We start from the raw sequence: 22186 nt of genomic DNA on the forward strand, positions 1-22186 counted from the left end.
GGCTCCCCCGGCGATATTAGCGCGGGGGATACGCGCCACAACGGCGCACAGGCCGCGCAACCCAAGTCAAAGGCTAGCAGCGCTTAAGTTTGCTAAAGCGCCTATCGTATCCAACGGCGTTCACGCTAAGGAGGTAAGCACCATTGGCAGCCCGCGACGCACCACGCTTGACGAGTAAACCGCTTGACTGATCAAGGCCCCACCGCCAAAGCAATAGCAAATGTGTTGTGCGGCAGTGGCTCTTTAACCCTAGGCCAACACCGCAATATCGGCCGCAAACCTAAGGAGATGGTGGTTTTCGCAATTTGTCATACACAACCCGCGAGCATGGCGAGTGCGGCAACTAAACTGCCGATGAGCACGTAACGGTGCTCTAACTGGCCCGCTCAGTTTATAACCGATGAGGTATTGCAAAGCATGAAACGCCAAAAACGTGATCAACTTGAACGAGCATTCGGTAAAGGCTACAAAGCCGGTATTGACGGGCGATCCAGAAGCATTTGCCCCCATGAAACCGGCTTAACACGGCAGCAATGGATGAGCGGCTGGCGCGAATCGCGCACCGATCAATGGGACGGGTTTAATCGCGCGGCGCAGGTACAAAAGCTGAGCAACCTCCATTAACCACTGAGGCACCGAGACAACGACGTATTTGAACATAGCTTGGAATGACACAAACTTGAACAAACGCTCATTGTGATAAGACTCAGGATCTGCCACCCGCAGATCAAGCCCGCCTAGTGCGGGCTTTTTAATCTATACCCTTTATGTCCTCACGAGGCTCAGCCAACCGATCAACACGTCACGGCATTTACCCTAACCCCGTTCGACCGCCACCTAACTTTTTGGATGATTGCGTCTATAGGCCGCCACCGCCTCGGCACACTCTTTAATTAACGCAGGCCCTTTATATATAAAGCCCGAGTAAATCTGCACTAAGCTCGCACCGGCGGCTATTTTTTCGACTGCGGCGTCGGCGCTATCGATACCACCGACACCGATAATAGGGATTCGGCCACCCAAAACCTTGGCCAGAGCGGCAATAACCGCCGTACTTTTGTCGCGTACCGGTGCACCGCTTAAACCACCCGCCTCGGTGTGCTGCGGGTCGGTCTCTACTCCCTCGCGGCCGATCGTGGTGTTTGTGGCAATAACCGCGTCTATTTCTAATGCTAGCAAGGTCTCAGCAACGGATGCGATCTCGGACTCTGTCATATCGGGGGCAATTTTTACGGCAATAGGCACGTAGCGCTCTTGCTCTTGCGCTAGCTTGCGCTGCTCACGCTTGATTCCGCCCAGTAGCTCCGTCAGGCTTTCACCAAATTGCAGGTTGCGCAGCCCCGGAGTGTTGGGCGATGAGACATTGACGGTGATGTAATCTGCCCAAGCGTAGACCTTACGAAGACACACACGGTAATCATTTAGCGCATTTTCGACCGGAGTTTTGGCATTTTTGCCAATATTAATACCCAGTACACCATCATAGCGACGGGTTTTCACCTGATTCACCAGGTGCTCGACGCCCTTATTATTAAAACCCATGCGGTTGATAATGGCGTTATTACCAGTCAACCGAAACAGGCGCGGCCTAGGGTTTCCCGGCTGCGATAGCGGCGTGATGGTGCCAATCTCGACAAAACCAAAACCCAGCGAGCCGAGCGCGTTAAAGTAATCGCCATTTTTGTCCAGCCCTGCCGCCAAGCCTATGGGGTTGGGAAAGGTCAGCCCCATCACCTCGACGGGATCGTCGGGGACTTTGCTTAGCAGCCGGGTTATCCCCAAACGCTCCCCTGCACCAATGCACTCAAGGCTAAGTTCGTGTGAAGCTTCGGGGTTGAGGCGGAACAACAGGTTGCGCACAGCTGTGTACATGGCAATTTCTCGCTAAAAACGTCAAAACGGCGGCAAGGATACTGAAATTAGCGCCCTACGTCGATTTTTTCGAGCCGCTCGCAGCGCATTGATTGATCAAAAACAATCCGAAACCAACCCTGCACGCCGCTGTGGCTTACAAACGGCCGCAGCAACGACAGCGGAAAACGCACCCGGCGACCGTCGATGGTATGAGCCAGCACCTCTCGCACCCTGCCGCGATAGTAGCGCTCGAGTTGCGCCGCACTAATGTCTAAACTAAATTCCAGCTGATTCAGCTGTGTCCGGGTCATCGCCGCTGCCGATTATTATGACCTTGCCGGGCCATAGCAAAGGTATTTAAGTTGCTGATATTCTTGAATCCCCTGGCGCCCTCCTTCACGGCCAAAGCCAGACTGATCGACACCGCCAAAGGGTGCCATAGCGTTAGAGATACCGCCTTCGTTAACCCCCACCATGCCAGACTCCAGTGCCTCGCCCACGCGCCAAGAGCGATCTACATCTTGGGTATAAAAATACGCCGCCAAACCGAAAGGAGTAGAGTTGGCCAGCTCAATGCCTTCTTGCTCGGTGGTAAATTTCATAATTGGCGCCACTGGCCCAAAGGTTTCTTCTTGCCACAACTGCATTTTAGGGGTTACCCCCACCAGCAAAATCGGCGCGACGCGATTGTGCGGCAAGCTACCCGGCACATCGCCCAACACACACTCAGCCCCTTTTGCCAGAGCATCATCGTAGTGGCGCTTTACTTTATCGACGGCACCGGCATTGATAAGGGACGTTTGTTTAACGCTCTCGTCAAAACCATCGCCGACCTTTAACTCACTCATTGCGTGTTTTAGCGCTGCGACAAACTTATCGTGAATACCCGCCTGCACCAAAAGGCGATTAGGACAAACACAGGTTTGGCCCGAGTTTCTGAATTTAGAGCCAATGGCACCCTTCACCGCAAGGGCAACATCTGCATCATCAAACACCACAAAAGGCGCATTGCCGCCCAGCTCTAATGAGAGCTTTTGTAAATTGGGCGCGCACTGCGCCATTAATTTGCGACCCACGGAGGTCGAACCGGTAAAACTTAATTTTTTCACCAGCGTCGATTCGGTAAAGGCTTTACCTACTGTCTCTGAGTCGCCAGTCACCACGCTAAACACCGACTCTTCAATACCTGCTTGCTGGGCCAAATAAGCCAGCGCCAGCGCACTTAGGGGCGTCATAGAGGCGGGTTTGACCACCATTGAGCAACCCGCCGCTAGCGCTGCCGCCGCTTTACGGGTAATCATCGCAGCGGGAAAGTTCCACGGAGTGATCGCGACGCTGACCCCGATCGGCTCAGGCCGAACCAAAAGATGCTGTCCCGGCTTTGATGCGGGAATCATCTCGCCGTAGCCACGCTTTGCCTCTTCAGCAAACCATTCAATGTAAGACGCCGCATAATCGATTTCGCCACGTGACTCTGCGATGGGCTTGCCCTGCTCGGCAGTCATGATGCGGGCTAAGTCCTCTTTGTGCTCTTGCATCAGCTCAAACCAGCGGCGCAATTTAGCCGATCGCTCTGGCGCGCTTAATCCGCGCCAGAAGATAAAACCTTGGTGGGCGGCCGTTAATGCATGATCGAGGTCCTTTGCTGACAACTTAGGAACCCGCGCTAAGATTTCATCGGTGGCCGGGTTGACCACCTCGATGGATTCACCAGAGCTACCTGCAGACCAGGTTCCGGCAAAAAAACACTGTTCGCGCCACAACTCGGGGCACTCTAATTTAAAGGCTGGAGTATTTGCGTTACTAGTCATTGCGATTCCTCAAAGTTTGTTTGCTGAACATACAATTTACGCTAGCGCCCTGCCCCCAAAACGTCAGAGCTAAACCGGTAGCTTAGCAAACGTGCATTGCCTAAACATACCTTATTGCGGCGGGCCAAAAACGGTGGGTAACAGAAAATTTGGACTATAAACATCATAACACCGCACGCCATCGACGGTTCAAGCCCCTGTCACAACCTCGACAAAAGTGCCTCTGCAACACCCTGCCTACTAACGTCAGGCTACGCCTGAACAAACGGTTACTGATGTTTTTATAAAGTGTCACGATCCATTCAGCGCTTGGCTCAGAAACCCAAAACGAAAAAAGCGAGCCCGGTCAGGGGCTCGCTTTAACGCGCGTAAGGTAGCCAGCGGCGCCGGGCGCCAGCAGATTATCTCACTTTAGTAATTTACTAATATCGCGCGCTTGCCAGTGAGGAAAGTGCTTGCGCACCAAGGCGTTTAGCTCGACTTCAAACTCGCTGTAATTCGCGTTTTGCGTATCAGCATTGTAATCGAGCGCTTCCATTACCATACCCGCGCCAACAGTGATATTTGTCAGTCGGTCAATCACAATAAAGGCACCCGTGGCACGGTTGTGCTGATAATTATCAACGATAACATTTTGGCTCAATGCCAAGTTGGCAACCGCAATATCATTTAGCTCAAGGGCCGTGGTCGGATGATGCTCTTGGGTGTTTACGTCAATCTGATAATCGAGGCCATCAAAGTGGCCACTGATGACACGACTGGCAAACTTAAACAAATACTCATCGCCCACTTTACCGGCGTTAGCGTTCATCCAAACAACATGCGCTTTGAGGCTGTTGGTTTGTTTGACCTCATCATTAGCCAGCACCAGCATATCGCCACGGCTAACGTCAATTTCATCATCTAAGGTCAGGGTGACCGCTTGCCCGGCAAACGCCTGATCTAAGTTCTCGTCATAGGTCACAATTGCTTTTACGGTACTGCTGGTGCCGTTAGGCAACACTTTAACCGCATCGCCGACCTTAACCACACCGGAGGCAATTGTGCCGCAAAACCCACGAAAATCTAAATTAGGACGGTTGACATACTGCACCGGGAAACGGAAGTCATCGAAGTTTTTATCGGCGGTAACCGGCACCGACTCCAAAATTTCCATTAACGTTGGGCCGGTATACCACGCCGAGCGCTCTGATGCATTGACCACGTTGTCGCCATCAAGGGCCGAGATCGGCACAAACTGCACGTCTTCCATGCCAAGCTTTTGCGCAAACGACAAGTAATCGGATTTAATTTTGATAAACGCCTGCTCATCAAAATCCAACAAGTCCATTTTATTGACGGCAACGACGATGTTTTTAACCCCCAGCAAGGAGGCAATATAGCTGTGCCGACGGGTTTGCGTCACCACGCCGTAACGGGCGTCAATAAGAATGACGGCCAAATCACAGGTCGAGGCGCCGGTGGCCATATTGCGAGTGTACTGCTCGTGGCCCGGGGTGTCGGCGATAATAAACTTGCGCTTAGCCGTTGAGAAATAACGGTAGGCCACATCAATGGTAATACCTTGCTCGCGCTCAGCTTGCAAACCATCTACCAGCAGCGCCAAGTCGACGGTGTTGCCTGTCGTACCGTGCTTTGTGCTGTCGGAGCGCACGGCGTCGAGCTGATCTTCATAAATCATTTTCGAGTCGTGCAGCAAGCGACCGATTAGTGTGCTTTTACCGTCGTCAACGCTACCGCACGTCAATAAACGCAATAATTCTTTGCGCTCGTGCTGAGCGAGATACTCATCAATATCGCTAGCGATAAGTTCTGATTGGTGAGACATAAACTTTTAGCCTTTGGCGTTTTCGGTGCCTAACAAATTGGTGACGCGCCCTGCGCCACCGATTCAGTGCAAATACGTTATCCGCTATTACTTAGAAATAGCCTTCTTGCTTTTTCTTTTCCATCGAGCCGGAGCTGTCATGATCAATCACCCGCCCTTGACGCTCGGAGGTCGTCGTTAACAACATTTCCTGAATAATCTCAGGCAGCGTTGTCGCATCGGACTCAACCGCGCCGGTCAGCGGATAACAACCAAGGGTACGAAAGCGAACCATTTTCTCTTGGATCTCTTCGCCCGGCTCTAACGGCATACGGTCATCGTCGACCATAATCAGGGTGCCGTCACGCTCAACCACAGGCCGCTTAGCGGCAAAATACAAGGGCACGATAGGAATGCCTTCTAAATGGATGTACTGCCAGATATCCAGCTCAGTCCAGTTAGACAGGGGGAACACGCGAATGCTTTCGCCTTTATCTACCCGGCCGTTATAAATATTCCACAACTCGGGGCGCTGATTTTTAGGATCCCAACGGTGATTGCGATCACGGAACGAGTAAACGCGCTCTTTGGCTCGCGATTTTTCTTCATCCCGACGGGCGCCACCAAAAGCGGCGTCAAACTTATATTTGTTAAGCGCCTGCTTTAGAGATTGCGTTTTCATGATGTCGGTATGCTTGGCGCTACCGTGGGTGAATGGGCCAACCCCCATATCGACACCTTCTTGATTGATGTGTACCAGCAGATCCCAGCCGAGATCTTTAATACGCTGGTCACGAAACTCAATCATTTCCTGAAACTTCCAGGTCGTGTCTACGTGCATTAAGGGGAATGGCGGTTTACCCGGTGCGAAGGCCTTCATGGCCAAGTGCATCATTACGGCAGAATCCTTGCCCACCGAATAGAGCATAACAGGGTTATCAAACTCAGCCGCGACTTCGCGAATGATATGAATACTTTCAGCTTCAAGCTGTTTTAGGTGCGTCTGTGTGTATTGCTCGGACATGCCACTCACAATTTGTTGGTCAATTTGGGGCCGACCCAGTGTCGGCGGCGCGTATTATAGGTGATCTGGACGAATTTCACTAATCCACTCCACCCAGCACTAGCGTTGGCAACGGTAGCGGTTTTCTAACGGTTTGTTAACAATCAATTGCTTCTATGGTTATGCCCAATTGTTTGGCTTGCGCCACAAAGCCCGGGAACGACGAGGCAATGCACTCAGCGTGATCAACCGTCACCGCCCCGTCGCAACACAATCCTGTCAACGCCAGGGCCATGGCAACCCGGTGGTCGCCCGCCGAATCTACCTCGGCGCCCTGCATGGCCGAGCCGGTAATGCGCAAACCATCGGCATGGGTATCCACGCTAACGCCCAACGCTTTTAGCCCGGCCGCCATATTCGCCAGCCGATCACTTTCTTTTACCCGCAGCTCCGCCGCACCCGAGAGCTCGGTGACACCCCGAGCACTAGCGGCGGCGACAAACAGCGCGGGAAACTCATCAATCGCTCGGGAAACCAGCTCCGGCGGTATGCTAATACCGTGTAACTGGCGGTAGCGCACCCGAATATCGGCCACGGGTTCACCGCCTGCCGTATCTTCGTTAAGTAGCGCTATGTCGGCGCCCATAAGGCGCAAGATGTCCAGCGCACCCGTGCGCGACGGATTTACACCAACGTGTTCCAGTAAAATATCCGAACCTGGGGTGATACTCGCAGCGACGATAAAAAATGCCGCTGACGAGAAATCGCCTGGCACATCAATATGGCACGCCTGCAGCTCACTGCCGCCATCAATGGCGAGCCAGCCCTCGTCGCAGCGAGTCACCTGGCAGCCAAAACCGCCCAACATACGCTCGGTATGGTCGCGCGTTACCTGAGATTCCCGCACCCGTGTGACGCCATCAGCGTACAAACCGGCCAGCAACAAACAAGATTTTACCTGGGCGCTCGCCAGTGGCAGCTGGTAATCAATAGCGGCAAAGCGCTCAGCCGGGGCAAACGTCAACGGCAGGTTCTCTGACTCCGAATGGATGTTGGCACCCATTGAGCTCAAAGGTTCGATAATTCGCCCCATGGGCCGGGCCGACAAAGAGGCATCACCTGTGATGGTGGAGCTAAAGGTTTGTGCGGCCAGAATACCGGACAACAATCGGGCGCTGGTGCCGGCATTACCCAAATACAGCGGCTTTTGTGGTGCCTTAAGCCCGTGCAGCCCGACGCCGTAAATGGTCACGCGCTCCTCACCGGTGGCGTCATTGTTAGCACCGTCAATCACTACGCCCATATCGCGAAACGCCTGCAGCGTGGCAAGCGAGTCTTCGCTCTCCAATAATCCGGCGATCGTAGTTTTGCCGTTTGCCAGCGAGCCGAGCATGATCGCGCGATGAGAGATCGACTTGTCGCCCGGTACGCGTAACCGGCCCTGTAAGGGCGCACCTGCAACGACACGAAATTTGATAGGCGTTAACGCTGCAGAGTCTTTTAAAGTGCGCCCGGCTAACATCCGGGTAAAGTGATCTCGAGCCGCTTTAGCGCGGGTAAATACGCCCAGCAAATACTCGCCGTCTTCGCGCTCAATGCCGTCACGCAAACGCAGTAGGTTATCGACAAACTTATCCAGCGAGTGAAGCACAGCGCCACGATTGGCGCGCATAATATCGTGCCACATAATCGGATCACTGGAGGCAATGCGGGTAAAATCACGAAACCCGCCCGCGGCGTAACGAAAGATGTTGGGGTTGCCAATATCGTGCGCCAAGGTGTCAACCAGCGAGTACGCGATAACGTGAGGCAAGTGACTGGTCGCCCCCAGCACCTCATCGTGCTCGCTAACCGACATGGACAAAACCTCGGCGCCAAGCGCTTGCCACAGAGCCGTCACTCTGGCGATATGCGCCGCGCCGGTCGACGGCTCGGGCGTTAAAATAACACGGTGTTTTTGGTATAAAGAGGGGTTGGCTGCGGCAACGCCGCTTTGCTCCGAGCCGGCAATCGGGTGCCCCAACACTAAGTTGCTGGGCACTTCACCAAACGCGGCAATAGCCGCCTCACGCACACTGCCTTTTACACTGGCGCCGTCGGTTACGGTAACCTCTGGACTGACAAGCGCATGAATATCGCGCAATACCGACTCAATGGCCAGTGTGGGCACAGCGACAAAGATAACATCGCCCTCGCCCAACTCGGCCGCCACTTCTTGCAGTGACAAACAGGCGCGGTCAACCACGCCGCGCTCTAGCGCTAATGCCGCGTTTGCTTGATCGCGAACAATGCCAATCGCCTCTTGGCACGCATGGCGCTGGCGCAAACCAGCACTGACGCTACCGCCAATAAGCCCCAGGCCAATAACCACCAATTTTCCAACCGCTTTAAACTCGGGCTCCGACACGGCCGACATCCCTAGAGTACGGCCTTGGGGTAAGAACCCAGAATTTTTAAGTCGGACACTCGTGCCGAGACTTCGTCTAACGTAGCGCGGATGACGGGGTCGTCCACATGCCCGGTAAAGTCCACGAAAAACACGTAAGTCCACACGCCAGAACGCGAAGGCCTGGTTTCGACCCGTGTTAAATCGATATCGTGAGCGTGAAACGGCGCCAGCAAATTGTGCAGCGCCCCGGGCTGATTGCGCATCGCAATTAACAGTGAGGTTTTATCGACGCCGCTGGCGGGAACCGCTTGGGTGCCGATAATTAAAAAGCGGGTGCTGTTGTCCGGCTGATCTTCGATCTTCTCGGAAACCACCTGTAAATCGTATAGCTCGGCGGCTTTTTCTGGCGCTATAGCCGCCGCATTCCACTCACCCTTTAAACGACGGGCCGCTTCAGCGTTGCTCGACACGGCAATTCGCTCGGCTTTGGGGTAATGTGCATCCAGCCACTTGCGACACTGTGCCAACGATTGTCCGTGGGAATAGATACGAGAGATGCTTTTAACATCGGTGACAGAGGACACCATTAAATTATGATGTACCCGCAGCTCGACCTCACCGCAAATTTTTAAATTAGAATTCATAAAGTTATCGAGGGTATGACTCACCACACCTTCGGTAGAATTCTCGACCGGTACCACGCCATAATTAACAGCGCCTGCCTCGACCTCGCGAAAAACTTCATCGATTGCCGAAAACGGCATGGCAACGGCGGAAGCGCCAAAATGTTTTTGCGCCGCCTGCTGTGTAAACGTACCTTCAGGACCTAGGTACGCCACCTTAATGGGACGTTCCAAGGCCAAACACGCCGACATAATTTCACGAAACAAGCGCGCCATCTCTTCATCACTAAGCGGCCCTTCATTGCGCTCCATCGCCTTGCGCAATACTTGTGCCTCGCGCTCAGGCCGATAAAACAAAACATCGCCCTCAGTGCTGGCCGACTTTACCTCGGCCACTTTTTGCGCGCAGCCGGCGCGCTCAGAAATAAGCTTGCCGATGGTCGCGTCGATTTCGTCGATGCGATCACGCAGCGCCAGCAGTTGCTCGCGCTCGTTGTGGGTATCGCTCATAACGCCTTATTCCTCAGCTGCCGGTTCATCCGACGCGGCTTCGCCTTCAACGTCAGTGTCATCCTCTTCTGGCTCTTCAATGCGCGCGACGCCACTCATATGTTCATTGTCGCGCAGCTTAATAAGACGCACGCCTTGAGTGTTACGGCTCAGTACCGATACCTCATCAACGCGGGTGCGCACCAAAGTGCCCTGATCTGAAATCAGCATTAGCTCTTCGCCATCAAGCACCTGCACGGCGCCTACGAGCGCGCCGTTACGCTCGCTGGCAGTCATCGCAATAACACCCTGACCACCGCGACCTTTAGCCGGAAACTCTTCGACGTCGGTGCGTTTACCGTAGCCGTTTTCACTGACGGTGAGCACTTTACCGTGCTCGACAGGCACTACCATGCCGATAACCGATTGATCGTCAGCCATGCGGATACCGCGCACCCCGCGACTAATACGGCCCATGCTGCGCACCGCCGATTCGTTAAAGCGTGCCGCCTTACCGTTAGAGGCAAACAAAATAATATCTCGCTCACCGTTGGTGATGGCGGTATAGACTAAGTTGTCGCCCTCGTCTAAAGCGATTGCCCGTAAACCGACACTGCGCGGACGCGAGAACTGATCCAGCGGTGTCTTTTTAACGGTGCCTTTTTCGGTCGCCATAAAGACGAAGTGATCGGCATCAAACTCTTTCACCGGCAAGATCGAGGTGACCCGTTCGCCTGCCTCCAGCGGCATTAAATTTACCACCGGGCGCCCCCGAGATTGCCGGCCCGCAACAGGGATTTGATACACCTTTAACCAATACACTTTACCGACACTGGTAAAACACAAGATGGTGTCATGGGTGCTGGCAATAAGTAGGTGCTCAACAAAGTCTTCGTCTTTAACCGACGTCGCTGACTTGCCCATACCACCACGTTTTTGCGCCTGGTAATCGGCCAGCGGCTGACTCTTAGCGTAACCACCGTGGGAGAGCGTCACGACGCGCTGCTCTTCGTTAATCAAATCTTCTTCGGTCAAATCGAGCGTCGACGCCATAATCTCGGTGCGGCGCTCATCGCCGTAGTCTTTAACAATAAGCTCAAGCTCTTCGCGAATCACTTCCATTAGCCGGGTGAAGTTACCTAAAATTTCTAAGTACTCGGCAATTTGCAGCAGTTTTTCGTTGTACTCGGCCAGCAGCTTGTCGTGCTCCATGCCGGTTAAACGGTGCAGACGCAATTCCAAAATGGCCTGTGCCTGCGCCGGCGACAAATAATATTTGCCATCGCGCAAACCAAAGGTATCGGGCAGATCTTCAGGGCGACAGGCGTCTTCGCCGGCGCGCTCTAAAAACGGTGCCATCTCGGCGGCATCCCAACCACGGGCAATTAGCCCTTCTTTGGCCTCTGCCGGTGACGGAGAGCTTTTGATCATCTCAATCACTTCGTCGATATTGGCAATCGCAACCGCTAAGCCCTCGAGAATGTGCCCGCGCTCGCGCGCTTTGCGCAGCAAGTAAACCGTACGCCGGGTGACCACCTCACGGCGGTGGCGAACAAACGCCTCAAGCAATTCTTTAAGGTTTAATATTTTAGGTTGTCCGTCGACCAAGGCGACGATATTAATACCAAACACGTTCTGCAGCTGCGTCTGAGAGTAGAGGTTGTTGAGCAACACCTCGCCCGACTCATTGCGCTTAACTTCGATTACCACACGCAAACCGTCTTTGTCCGACTCGTCGCGCAGCTCGCTGATGCCTTCGATCTTTTTCTCTTTTACCAGCTCGGCAATACGCTCGATCAGACGCGCCTTGTTAAGCTGGTAGGGAATTTCGCGAATAATAATGGTTTCGCGGCCCGTCTTGTTATTAACCTCGACCTCGGCTCGGGCGCGAATGTAAATACGCCCGCGACCGGTGCGATACGCCTGTAAAATACCGGCGCGACCATTAATAATGGCGCCCGTAGGAAAGTCAGGCCCGGGAATAATCTCCATCAGCTCATCGATGGTGATGTCTTCATTATCGATCAGTGCTAAACAACCTTTCACCACCTCGGTGAGGTTGTGCGGCGGGATATTGGTGGCCATGCCCACGGCGATACCAGAGGAGCCGTTCACCAGTAAGTTGGGCACTCGGGTCGGCAAAACATCAGGGATTTGCTCGGTGCCATCGTAGTTGGGGATAAAATCGACGGTCTCTTTGTCGAGATCGGCCAGCAGCTCGTGCGAGATTTTCGCCATGCGGATTTCGGTATAACGCATCGCCGCGGCGTTATCGCCATCGACCGAACCGAAGTTACCTTGACCGTCTACCAGCATATAGCGCAACGAGAATGGCTGCGCCATACGAACAATCGTATCGTACACGGCGGAGTCGCCATGGGGATGGTATTTACCAATCACATCACCGACCACACGAGCCGATTTTTTGTACGCTTTGTTCCAATCGTTATTCAGCTCACTCATGGCAAACAGTACGCGCCGGTGAACAGGCTTTAAACCATCCCGAGCATCGGGAAGTGCTCGGCCAACGATCACACTCATGGCGTAGTCGAGGTAAGACTGCTTGAGCTCATCTTCGATACTGACGGGTAATACTTCTTTCGCTAAATCGCCCATGGATTAACGCTTTCCTTATTGTGTTGACTGCTGTCAGAGCCGGGTTGGCGCCCGCGACACACGTATGCCCCGCAAGTGCGTCTCGCGTGGACTTAAAGGGCGTAATATTACCATAAAATCAGACGTATAGGTGTGCTAGGCTGCCATCGGTATAAGTGTGGGCCTCACGCCACCTGCAGGGTTTGAGTTATACTGCGCCGCGACGGGCCAAGCAGTGGCCCATCAGGATATTGCCATCGTCGAGGAGCCTCCATGCCCAACCAGCAAGCCGTTCGATTAATGATCAAAGCCCGCTGGATCATACCGATCGTCCCCGCCGGACGCGTATACGAGGACTGTGCCATTATCGTCAATGGGCAGCAGATCGAAGCCTTACTGCCTATTGCCGAAGCCGAGAAACGCTACCGTGCCGAACAAACCCTCACCTTAGATCGCCACGTCCTGATGCCCGGCCTGATCAACACCCACGGTCACACGGCAATGTCCCTGCTGCGCGGCTTTGCCGACGACCAACCGTTAGACACTTGGCTGAATGAGCATATCTGGCCCGCCGAGGCGCGGTTAGTCGACGCCGATTTTGTGCGCGATGGCACCGAGCTGGCACTCGCCGAGATGATCAAGTCTGGCACAAGCTGCTTTGCCGACATGTACTTTTACCCCGAACAAACCGCCCAAGTGACCCGCCGCGCCCACATGCGCGCGCAGATCGCGTTTCCCGTATTGGACTTTGCCACCAATTGGGGCGATGACCCAGATGACTACATCAACAAAGGTCTCGCACTGCACGACGACTACCGCGCCGACGACTTGATTCGCATCGCTTTTGGCCCCCACGCCCCTTACACTGTGAGCGATGAGCCACTCAAGCGTATTGCCGTGCTGGCACACGAACTACAGGCGCCTATTCACATCCATGTGCACGAAACCGCGCAAGAAGTCGCCACCTCTATTGAGCAGCACGGCAAGCGCCCCCTAGAGCGCTTGCGCGAGCTGGGTGTACTATCGCCTCTTGCTCAGTGCGTGCATATGACCCAAGTTGACGACAGCGATATTGCCACGCTCAGCAGCACCGGCAGCCATGTTATTCACTGCCCAGAATCAAACCTTAAGCTCGCCAGCGGTTTTGCGCCGGTGGCCAAGCTCACCGCCGCCGGGGTTAATGTCGCTCTGGGCACCGACGGCGCCGCCAGCAACAATGATTTATCTATGTTAGGCGAGCTGCACACCGCCGCCCTGCTCGCCAAAGCAGTCGCCGGTGATGCCGCAGCGCTAGACGCCCATCAAGCACTCACTATGGCAACCCTAAAAGGCGCGCAGGCTATGGGTATCGACGACATTACCGGCTCGCTGGAGCCCGGCAAGGCCGCCGATATCGTCGCTTTTGAGTTGGACGATCTGTGCGCCCAGCCCATCTATGATGTGGCGGCAACGCTGGTTTATAACAATCGCGCCGTAAAGGCGTCGCACCTGTGGGTGGCGGGCAAGGCACTGATGCTGTCGGGTCACCTGCAAACACTCAACGAGCGAGACATCGCCATTAAAGCTCGTCACTGGGCGCAAAAAATCGCGCAACAAAATCCGTCCAGCTGAGACCGGAGTAATTTATGACTCAATCCCATGACAATACCGAGCAGCCCCAAGCCACGCCAAATACCGATGCGGCTGAAATCGCCAAATTTGAGCAATTAGCCGACAAATGGTGGGACTTAGAGGGGGAATTTCAGCCTCTACACGGCATGAACCCGCTGCGCGCCAACTATATCGACCAACACTCTCCGGTCGCCGAGCGCGAGCTATTAGACGTTGGTTGTGGCGGTGGTATTTTGGCCGAAGCGCTAGCCCAACGCGGCGCGCGCGTTACCGGTATCGACATGGGCGAAGCACCGCTGAGGGTCGCCCGCGAGCACGCTAAGCAAAGCGGCCTGCAGGTGGATTACCTGCACAGCACTGCCGAGCAGCTCGCGGCCCAGCAACCAGGCCACTACGACATTGTCACCTGCCTGGAAATGCTGGAGCATGTCCCCGACCCCGCTTCGGTGATTTCCGCTTGCGCGGCGTTGGTAAAACCCGGTGGTACGGTTTACTTTTCGACCATTAACCGCACGCCTAAAGCGTGGGGTTTAGCCGTGGTTGGGGCCGAATATGTATTGGGTTTACTGCCCAAAGGCACCCACGATTACAAAAAATTTATTCGCCCCTCTGAGCTTGCCAGCTATGCCCGGCGCGCGGGGTTACAGCTTGAAGATATCGCGGGCATTCGCTACAACCCGCTCAGCAAACAGTTTTCACTGGCGCCCCACGACGTCGATGTCAACTACATTGCCCGCACTCGTAAAGCCCCCGAGACTGCCTAATATTGAAATCAGGAGATACCGTGAGCCCCAATCCTCTGCCAATCCGTGCCGTCGTTTTTGATCTTGACGGCACACTGCTGGACACCGCCGGCGATTTTATCGTTGTGCTCAACCAGCTGCGCCGCGAGCATCAACTCCCCGAGCTTACTGATGAAGCCATTCGTCGCACCGTCTCTAACGGCGCGCGTGCACTGATAGAGCTAGGTTTTAATGTCACCGAGAGCGACCCTGAGTTTGCGCCACTACGCAGCCGCTTGCTAGAGCTGTACATGCAACATATCGCGGTTTATACCCAGCCGTTTAGCGGTATTATTGAGCTGCTACACGATATTAAGCGCTGCGGTTTAGGCTGGGGCATCGCCACCAACAAGCCCGAGCTATACACCCAGGCACTACTCGATAAGCTCGCCTTAAAACCGGCGCCCGAGGTCGTGATTTGCCCCGACAACATCACCCATCGCAAGCCCGACCCTGAATCGCTATTATTTGCAGCGCGCCACTTTGAGTGCGAGCCCAGTCAAATTATTTATCTCGGTGATCATATTCGCGACATCGACTGCGGCCGGCGCGCCGGCGCTATCACCATCGGCTGCGGCTATGGCTATATCGATGAAGGCGACGACCCCAAAAACTGGCAAGCCGATTACCTCGTCAATCACAGCCTTGAGTTAGCGCCATTAATTGCGCGATTGATTCAAGCGCGACAAACAGCTGAGCAACCTGCATGAACCATCCCAACATAAATACCCTGCCAGATGGCTACCAACCATCATCCGATTTATTAGCCGATAAAATTATTTTGGTGACCGGTGCCGGCGATGGCATTGGCCGCACAGCGGCAATGACGTTTGCCGCCCATGGCGCCACCGTGATCTTACTGGGCCGCACCATGAGCAAGCTAGAACAAGTCTACGACGCTATCGAGGTCGCCGGTCACAAGCAGCCCGCTATTTACCCGATGAACCTTGAAGGCGCCACGGAAAAAGATTACCGCGATATGTGCGACACGCTAAATGAAGAATTTGGCCAGCTCGACGGTATATTGCACAACGCCTCAGAGCTGGGCGACCGGACCACCATCCGCGACTATGCCGCCGACACCTGGAAGCGCTTAATGCAGGTAAACGTCAACGCCCCGTTCATGATGACCCAAGCCCTGTTGCCACTATTAGAAAAACCCGAGCACGCTGCCATTGTCTTTACCGGCTCCAGCGTTGGCCGCCAAGGTCGTGCCTACTGGGGCGCTTACGCCGCCAGTAAAGCGGCACAAGAAAACATTATGCAAACGCTGGCCGACGAGCTCGAAGGGGTAACCGGTATTCGCGCTAATAGCATCAACCCAGGCGCCACCCGCACCGCCATGCGCGCCGTTGCCTACCCGGCCGAAAACCCTAACGAGCTTAAAACCCCCGAGGATCATATGCCGCTCTATTTGTATTTGATGGGAAAGGACAGCCGCGATATAACCGGGCAATGTTTTAACGCTCAGTAGCGTTGCCCCGCAAGGTTATCGCGATAGCACCTCTGTTTGTGTTTATCGCGGTAATGCCTGCCAAAAGAAAATACGATAGGAAAGTAAAGCCGGCGTGACGAATTATTTACTGCGGTTTGCTGCGCAAGGCATCCAGCAATGATGCCTCGGCGCGTGACAAGCCGCAGCGATTAGCGACCTCGTCACGATCCACGCCCAACGATAACAAGTGTGTTGCCTCGGAGTAAGGCTTAAGGCGAGTGTCGCCACTTGAGGTGTCGATCTGGGTGTTTTTCTGCGATTCCATAGCCAGAATTCGCTGCCCCATACCCACGGCACCACTTTGCAGTAGCGCCAACTCGCGTTCAAACTTTTGCAGAGCCTGCTGGCTTTGTTGCTGTGCACGCTTTATTTTAACCAAAGCCGTAAAAGCCAATAAAAGTGCGAACACCGCCACGCCAAAAACAACAGCAGCGGCTATTAAGGTCTCAGTTGCGACACCGGCAAACGCACCCATAGTTTTACATCCCTACCCCAGCACTGCCTTAAATATCGTCGAGTTCGGCCCACTCTTCATTGGTGAGCAGCTTATTCAGCTCAATCAAAATCAGCAGTTCATCGTTTTTGTGACAAACACCCTGAATAAACTTAGCGCTCTCTTCATTGCCAACGTTGGGGGCCATCTCGATCTCGGACTCGCGCAAGTAAACCACCTCGGCAACACTGTCTACCAAGATACCAATAACGTGGCTGTCGGTCTCGATAATCACGATGCGCGTATTGTCCGTCACCTCACCGGCGGGCAAGGCAAACCGGTGGCGGGTATCAATCACCGTCACCACATTGCCGCGCAAGTTAATAATCCCCAAAACGTAAGCGGGGGCGCCAGGCACGGGGGCGATCTCTGAGTAGCGCAGCACCTCTTGAACCTGCATAACGTTAATGCCATAGGTTTCACCGTCTAGGCGAAAGGTGACCCATTGCAATACCGCATCGTCTGAGTTTTTTTGTTGATTGGCATTGTTCGCCATGGTTGCTCCTCGCACAAGAATATTAGGCGCTTGTTCAATGTGGCCCCGCTTAAGCGGCACCGGTTAAACCCTTTACCTATTAACAGTAGTCTTTACTATGACGCTATCGGCCGCGCTGCCAATTTCTTCAGTCTAGGCGATAACCCGCCCTTAACCCAAGTTTACTACACTCTGGCGAAGCCAGACGGGCAAAACCGTCTATTTACGGCTATTGCGATCGGCGTCGGTCAAAAGTTTGCCCATCATCGGTATATCGATCAGTGCGCACATATGCTCTTTAACGGTTCCGGCCAGCCAGGGCCGCTTGGAGCGTGAGCTACGCCACTTTACGTCGTCCGGGGCGAGCCGCATAGGTTGCTCTACCCGATCCACCGCTAGTCCCCACGGCACACCGTTAATGGACACCACATACTGGGCGGATTCAACAAAACTTGGATCGTAGCGTTCAGGCATGACAAATTTTGCGGTATTCACCGTGCGTACTTTGCCCGAGCTGGTGGGCTGTAGCCCCATAAACCAATCAGCCTGGCCAAATAGCGGCGTAAGCTCATCGGTCAGCGGTTGAATTTGCCCCAGTGCGATAAGCGGCACGGCCAAGGTTAGACCACTGACCGTAAATAAGAGTACCTCAAAGGGCTCCTGAGCCCAGCCCGGACGACCGTTTTTATGCCACTGCAGCGCTTCATCCAATACCGCCTGGGGTTCTGCCGCCGGTGTTTCACTGACGGCCACCTCGGCGGTGGGCGTGGCGCGGGGCAAAGGCGCTACATCCGGCGTAGCGATTGGCGCGGGCGTTTCTTTTAAAGCGGTTGGTGCAGGCGCGGCGTCAGGCTCTGGCGTCATATGCTGCGTTACCGAGGCGCGCGCGCTGTACAGCAGCTGTTGTAATTGCTCGCGGCGGTCGTCGTCATCCAACAGCGGCGCGACTGGTGTCGGGGGTGAACGCAACTCCTCTGTAACGGCTTGAGGCTTTACCTCTGAGCCGGGGGCTGGTGCAGGCGCGTCACGCAGCAACTCATCAATGTAGCCCTGTAACAAATCATTGCCACCCGCGGTCATAGTACACCTCTGCTTGCCGGCGCTTTTGCAGCGGTTACGCTGCCTGCTGCTTGTGTCGAGTGCGTGACCTCGCGCTGACGCAACCACTTATAGAGCGAGCGATACGCCTCGACCCCGCGACTTTGCGGCTCGTACAAGCTCGGCGGTACCCCGGCTTTGCTGGCATCGCGAAACTTGGTATCCACGGGGATCTTACCCGGCCACGTGCGCTCGGGGTAATCGTAACGAATCGTCCGCATGGTGCTTACCGACGCCTGGGTTCTGCGATCAAACAGTGCCGGCACTATGGTGTAATTAAGCCCTTGGCGGCTGGATTTTGCCATCATATTTAACGTATTAACCATACGCTCTAAGCCTTTAAGAGCGAGAAACTCGGTTTGCACTGGAATAAGCAACTCGTCACACGCGGCGAGTGCGTTGACCATTAAAACGCCCAACAGTGGCGGCGTATCGATAATCACTAAGTCGTAATCGTCAGCCAGCAAGGCCAGCGCTCGTTTAACGACCAACCCCAAACCATCGGGCCCGAGGGATCGCCGCTCGAGGGTTGCCAAACCTGTTGCCGCCGGTAAAACCTCAAGGTTGGGGTAGTCGGTCGCGCAAATCAGGGATTTTACAAAACGTCGGCCACCGCCTTGGGGCTCACTTAAACGCTGACGATCCGAAAATAACGTATACGCACTGCGGGTCAGGGTGTCGGGATCTTGACGGAAATAGCTGGTCAAGGAACCGTGAGGGTCGAGGTCCAATAGCAATACGCGCCCGTGCTCGGCGGCTAAACCGCCAAGCGCGACACTGGTAGTCGTTTTACCCACACCACCTTTCTGGTTTGCTACGGTCCAGATTTTCACAAAATCCTCTCAAGTACAGCGATAGCGTCAATCTAGTGTTAATCGGCTCTGATTAGCAAACCTTGAGCAAGTATCGTGCCTCGCCCTGGGTTAGATCAGATTAAGGCGTACCGTTCGTCCGGGGTAAGTCTGGGTCGCTACTGTAAAGTAGCTCGCCGTCGTTCAGTTCTACCGGTTTAATATCGGCACTGCCGGCGCTGGAACGAGTCGCCGTAGTTTGCGCTCCAGCCGACGCTTCGGGCGCCGCCGCTTGGGGGCGCACTCGGTGATCGCGGGCAATCATAATCGCCACCCGTCGGTTTTGTGCCCGACCATCGGCGCTATCATTAGAGGCCACTGGCTGATACTTACCATAACCCACTGCCGCTAACCGACTCGGCCCGACACCGGCATCAATAAGCCACTTAACAATCGCCGCCGCTCGCGCCGAGGACAACTCCCAGTTGCTTGGGTAGCGGCTGGTTTGAATCGGTACATTATCGGTAAAACCTTCGATCTGAACCGGATTATCGACATCGGCAATAATTTCAGCGACCCGGGTAAAAATCTCGCGGGCGGTATCACTTACCTCGGCGCTACCGGATGAAAATAAAATACTGTCCCGCAGCTCTACTTGCAGCCACATCTCGTTACTCGACACCTGCATCAGCTGATCGTCAATCAAGCCGGCGAATTCCGCTTTAAACGCTTGTTCAAGCAAATCAAGGTTGCCCTTGTGATCGCCAACAGGGCTCGAAGGTATTGGTGGTACCAGGGCTTCGCCCTCGAACTTGCCATCTGCTCGCTTCGCGTGTGACCGCGAATCAAAAGCGTCGGTCAGGGTCGAGGACAAGACTCGATATTTGCTTTCATTAACTTGCGAGATCGAGTACATCACCACAAAAAAGGCAAATAAAAGCGTAATAAAATCCGCATAACTCACCAGCCAGCGCTCGTGATTAACGCTCAATTCCCGAGATCGACGCCTAGGCATAACACAACCTATTAATCGACATAACCACTTAACCGCACCTCTATCGCTCGCGGGTTTTCACCGTTGGCGATGCCGAGAACTCCTTCGATAAACATTTCGCCGTAGCGTATTTCGCGATCGACGCACATACGCAACTTATTGGCGATAGGGAGTAAAAATAAGTTGGCTAATGCCACACCGTAAATTGTGGCCACAAACGCGACCGCAATACCGGGGCCAAGCTGTTCGGGGTCGGCCAAATTGCGCATAACATGTATCAACCCCATAACCGCACCGAGAATGCCGATCGTTGGCGCATAGCCACCCATACTCTCGTAAAATTTAACGGCGTCTAAATGGTTTTGCTCAGAGAGAATTAAATCCCCTTCCATGACGCGCCGGATAGTATCTGGTTCATTACCATCGACCAGTAAGGTTAACGCTTTTTGCGCAACCGGATCGGTTTCTTCATCGGCAAGTTTCTCGAGTCCCAGCAGGCCCTCTTTACGGGCGGTGACCGACCAAGCGGTAATTTTTTCGATACCCTTTTGATAATCAAAATGCGGCGGTCGAAACACCCAGCGGATCATCCGCAAAGAGCGCACTAAACAGGCTTTAGGGGTTTGCAACATCGCGGCGCCGGCGGTACCGCCAAGCACTATAAACGCTGCCGGAAAATTTGCCAGCGACGATAAAGTACCACCCTCGATAAAATTACCGCCAATAATCGCCGCAAACCCAATGAGTACCCCGAGTATGCTTAAGATATCCATCAGCGCACCTCGGCAGCCAACGCCGGGCCAATATCTTTTAAACTCAACACACGATCGGTTAAGTTTTCACGGGCAACCGCCATGGGCATACCGTAAATCACACAGCTGTCTTTATCTTGCGCCCAAATTTGTGCGCCGCGCTGCTTTAGCAGGCCGGCGCCTTTACAACCATCGGAGCCCATACCGGTTAACACCACACCCAACACCCGATCTGAGTAGGCATTAGCGGCGGCACCGAAAGTAATGTCGAGACTCGGTTTGTAATTAACTCGCTCGTCGTCGGGTAAAATTTTCACCACGCCGCGCCGGTCAATCATCATTTGTTTTCCGCCGGGGGCCAACAGCGCCAACCCGGGCTTAATAAGATCGCCATCGACGGCTTCGCGAACCTCCAAAGCACACTGCTTATTGAGGCGCTCGGCAAACGCTCTGGTAAAGTTCTCGGGCATGTGCTGCACCAACAACACAGGAACGCTAAAGTTTGCCGGTAAGCTAGACAACACTTCGGTCAGCGCTACCGGACCACCGGTAGAAGCGCCGATAACGACTAAACTGGGTTTTGCATAACTTTTACGTGGCCGGGGCTTCAGTTCAGCCGGTGTCGGCTGACGGGTAAAATCAATATCTTGCGGCTTTGCCGGCTCGGAGGGCCTACGCGCGCTACTTGCGGGAGCACCACTCGCTGCGCCGCCGGCCAGAGTAAGTAAACGCTCGTGCAACTTTTGTTTTAAAACAACCGAATTGCGCGATACCTCGGCAAAGTCCTTGGGTATAAAATCCACAGCCCCGGCCGCTAGTGCGTCCAAGGTAATACGCGCACCCTCGTAGGTAAGCGACGAAAACATTAAAATAGGAAGTGGCCGTTCGGCCATAATGGTTCGCACAGCGGTAACGCCATCCATCACCGGCATCTCAAAGTCCATGGTGATGACATCTGGTTTTAGTGAGCGCGCCAACTCAACGCCCTGCTGGCCATTGCTTGCGACACCAACCACTTCAAGCCGGGGGTGCTGACTAATAATGTCTTTGAGACGAGATTGAAAGAACTGCGAGTCGTCTACAATTAACACCCGTACGGGCATGCTGTTACTCCATTAAATTAG

General features: G+C 54.2%; 20 protein-coding genes. 5 read left to right on the forward strand and 15 right to left on the reverse strand.

Annotated features, from left to right (window positions below; all coding sequences use genetic code 11):
• The first annotated feature begins 417 nt into the window (after positions 1-417).
• Entirely contained in the window at positions 418-624 is a 207-nt protein-coding gene (rmf, locus tag AACY82_RS03075; RefSeq protein WP_339615290.1) for a ribosome modulation factor, read from the forward strand.
• A gap of 213 nt (positions 625-837) precedes the next feature.
• On the opposite strand, the gene AACY82_RS03080 is transcribed toward rmf, so the two are convergent.
• The 8 genes from AACY82_RS03080 to gyrA all read right to left on the reverse strand — a co-directional run bounded on the left by AACY82_RS03080 (position 838) and on the right by gyrA (position 12592).
• Positions 838-1872, reverse strand: coding sequence for a quinone-dependent dihydroorotate dehydrogenase (locus AACY82_RS03080; RefSeq protein ID WP_339615291.1), 1035 nt, complete (start codon positions 1870-1872; stop codon positions 838-840).
• A 47-nt stretch (positions 1873-1919) separates the two neighbouring features.
• Complete coding sequence (locus AACY82_RS03085) at positions 1920-2165, reverse strand: DUF2835 domain-containing protein (RefSeq protein ID WP_339615292.1); 246 nt, start codon at positions 2163-2165, stop codon at positions 1920-1922.
• Between the two features lie 15 nt (positions 2166-2180).
• On the reverse strand, positions 2181-3665 hold the full coding sequence (locus AACY82_RS03090; RefSeq protein ID WP_339615293.1) for an NAD-dependent succinate-semialdehyde dehydrogenase: 1485 nt from the start codon (positions 3663-3665) through the stop codon (positions 2181-2183).
• A gap of 406 nt (positions 3666-4071) precedes the next feature.
• Positions 4072-5493, reverse strand: coding sequence for a sulfate adenylyltransferase subunit CysN (cysN, locus tag AACY82_RS03095; RefSeq protein ID WP_339615294.1), 1422 nt, complete (start codon positions 5491-5493; stop codon positions 4072-4074).
• Positions 5494-5584: 91 nt separating this feature from the next.
• Entirely contained in the window at positions 5585-6496 is a 912-nt protein-coding gene (gene cysD / locus AACY82_RS03100) for a sulfate adenylyltransferase subunit CysD (protein ID WP_339615295.1), read from the reverse strand.
• 136 nt (positions 6497-6632) lie between these two features.
• The gene (locus AACY82_RS03105) at positions 6633-8882 is read right to left on the reverse strand and encodes a bifunctional prephenate dehydrogenase/3-phosphoshikimate 1-carboxyvinyltransferase (protein WP_339615296.1); all 2250 of its coding nucleotides are present in this window, start codon (positions 8880-8882) and stop codon (positions 6633-6635) included.
• Between the two features lie 11 nt (positions 8883-8893).
• On the reverse strand, positions 8894-9997 hold the full coding sequence (pheA, locus tag AACY82_RS03110) for a prephenate dehydratase (RefSeq protein ID WP_339615297.1): 1104 nt from the start codon (positions 9995-9997) through the stop codon (positions 8894-8896).
• A gap of 6 nt (positions 9998-10003) precedes the next feature.
• Positions 10004-12592, reverse strand: a complete 2589-nt coding sequence (gyrA, locus tag AACY82_RS03115; RefSeq protein WP_339615298.1) for a DNA gyrase subunit A — start codon at positions 12590-12592, stop codon at positions 10004-10006.
• A gap of 252 nt (positions 12593-12844) precedes the next feature.
• Here gyrA and AACY82_RS03120 point away from each other — a divergent pair, with 252 nt between their 5' ends.
• From AACY82_RS03120 to AACY82_RS03135, 4 genes are read left to right on the forward strand one after another with little or no spacing between them, the layout of a single operon-like run.
• Positions 12845-14182, forward strand: a complete 1338-nt coding sequence (locus tag AACY82_RS03120; RefSeq protein ID WP_339615299.1) for a TRZ/ATZ family hydrolase — start codon at positions 12845-12847, stop codon at positions 14180-14182.
• Positions 14183-14196: 14 nt separating this feature from the next.
• Positions 14197-14946: a bifunctional 2-polyprenyl-6-hydroxyphenol methylase/3-demethylubiquinol 3-O-methyltransferase UbiG gene (gene ubiG / locus AACY82_RS03125; protein WP_339615300.1), complete on the forward strand. Its 750-nt coding sequence runs from the start codon at positions 14197-14199 to the stop codon at positions 14944-14946.
• Between the two features lie 20 nt (positions 14947-14966).
• On the forward strand, positions 14967-15674 hold the full coding sequence (locus AACY82_RS03130) for an HAD-IA family hydrolase (RefSeq protein WP_339615301.1): 708 nt from the start codon (positions 14967-14969) through the stop codon (positions 15672-15674).
• Positions 15671-16438 carry a YciK family oxidoreductase gene (locus AACY82_RS03135; protein ID WP_339615302.1) on the forward strand — a complete coding sequence of 256 codons (768 nt, stop codon included), beginning with the start codon at positions 15671-15673 and terminating at the stop codon, positions 16436-16438. Before AACY82_RS03130 ends, AACY82_RS03135 begins: the two co-directional genes overlap by 4 nt.
• 106 nt (positions 16439-16544) lie before the next feature.
• Here the strand turns inward: AACY82_RS03135 and AACY82_RS03140 are convergent, their stop codons facing one another.
• The 7 genes from AACY82_RS03140 to AACY82_RS03170 form a co-directional block, all read right to left on the reverse strand.
• Complete coding sequence (locus AACY82_RS03140) at positions 16545-16934, reverse strand: DUF2802 domain-containing protein (protein ID WP_339615303.1); 390 nt, start codon at positions 16932-16934, stop codon at positions 16545-16547.
• A gap of 28 nt (positions 16935-16962) precedes the next feature.
• Positions 16963-17448, reverse strand: coding sequence for a chemotaxis protein CheW (locus AACY82_RS03145; protein WP_339615304.1), 486 nt, complete (start codon positions 17446-17448; stop codon positions 16963-16965).
• A 198-nt stretch (positions 17449-17646) separates the two neighbouring features.
• Positions 17647-18507, reverse strand: coding sequence for a chemotaxis protein CheW (locus tag AACY82_RS03150; RefSeq protein ID WP_339615305.1), 861 nt, complete (start codon positions 18505-18507; stop codon positions 17647-17649).
• Positions 18504-19358, reverse strand: coding sequence for a ParA family protein (locus AACY82_RS03155; protein WP_339615306.1), 855 nt, complete (start codon positions 19356-19358; stop codon positions 18504-18506). Before AACY82_RS03155 ends, AACY82_RS03150 begins: the two co-directional genes overlap by 4 nt.
• Before the next feature lie 100 nt (positions 19359-19458).
• Positions 19459-20331 carry a flagellar motor protein MotD gene (gene motD, locus AACY82_RS03160; protein WP_339615307.1) on the reverse strand — a complete coding sequence of 291 codons (873 nt, stop codon included), beginning with the start codon at positions 20329-20331 and terminating at the stop codon, positions 19459-19461.
• A gap of 11 nt (positions 20332-20342) precedes the next feature.
• The gene (locus AACY82_RS03165; protein WP_339615308.1) at positions 20343-21083 is read right to left on the reverse strand and encodes a flagellar motor protein; all 741 of its coding nucleotides are present in this window, start codon (positions 21081-21083) and stop codon (positions 20343-20345) included.
• On the reverse strand, positions 21083-22165 hold the full coding sequence (locus AACY82_RS03170) for a chemotaxis response regulator protein-glutamate methylesterase (RefSeq protein WP_339615309.1): 1083 nt from the start codon (positions 22163-22165) through the stop codon (positions 21083-21085). Before AACY82_RS03170 ends, AACY82_RS03165 begins: the two co-directional genes overlap by 1 nt.
• Positions 22166-22186 lie beyond the last annotated feature (21 nt).

Origin of the sequence: uncultured Gilvimarinus sp., from assembly GCF_963972205.1 — a bacterium.
Taxonomy (GTDB): Bacteria; Pseudomonadota; Gammaproteobacteria; order Pseudomonadales; family Cellvibrionaceae; genus Gilvimarinus; species Gilvimarinus japonicus.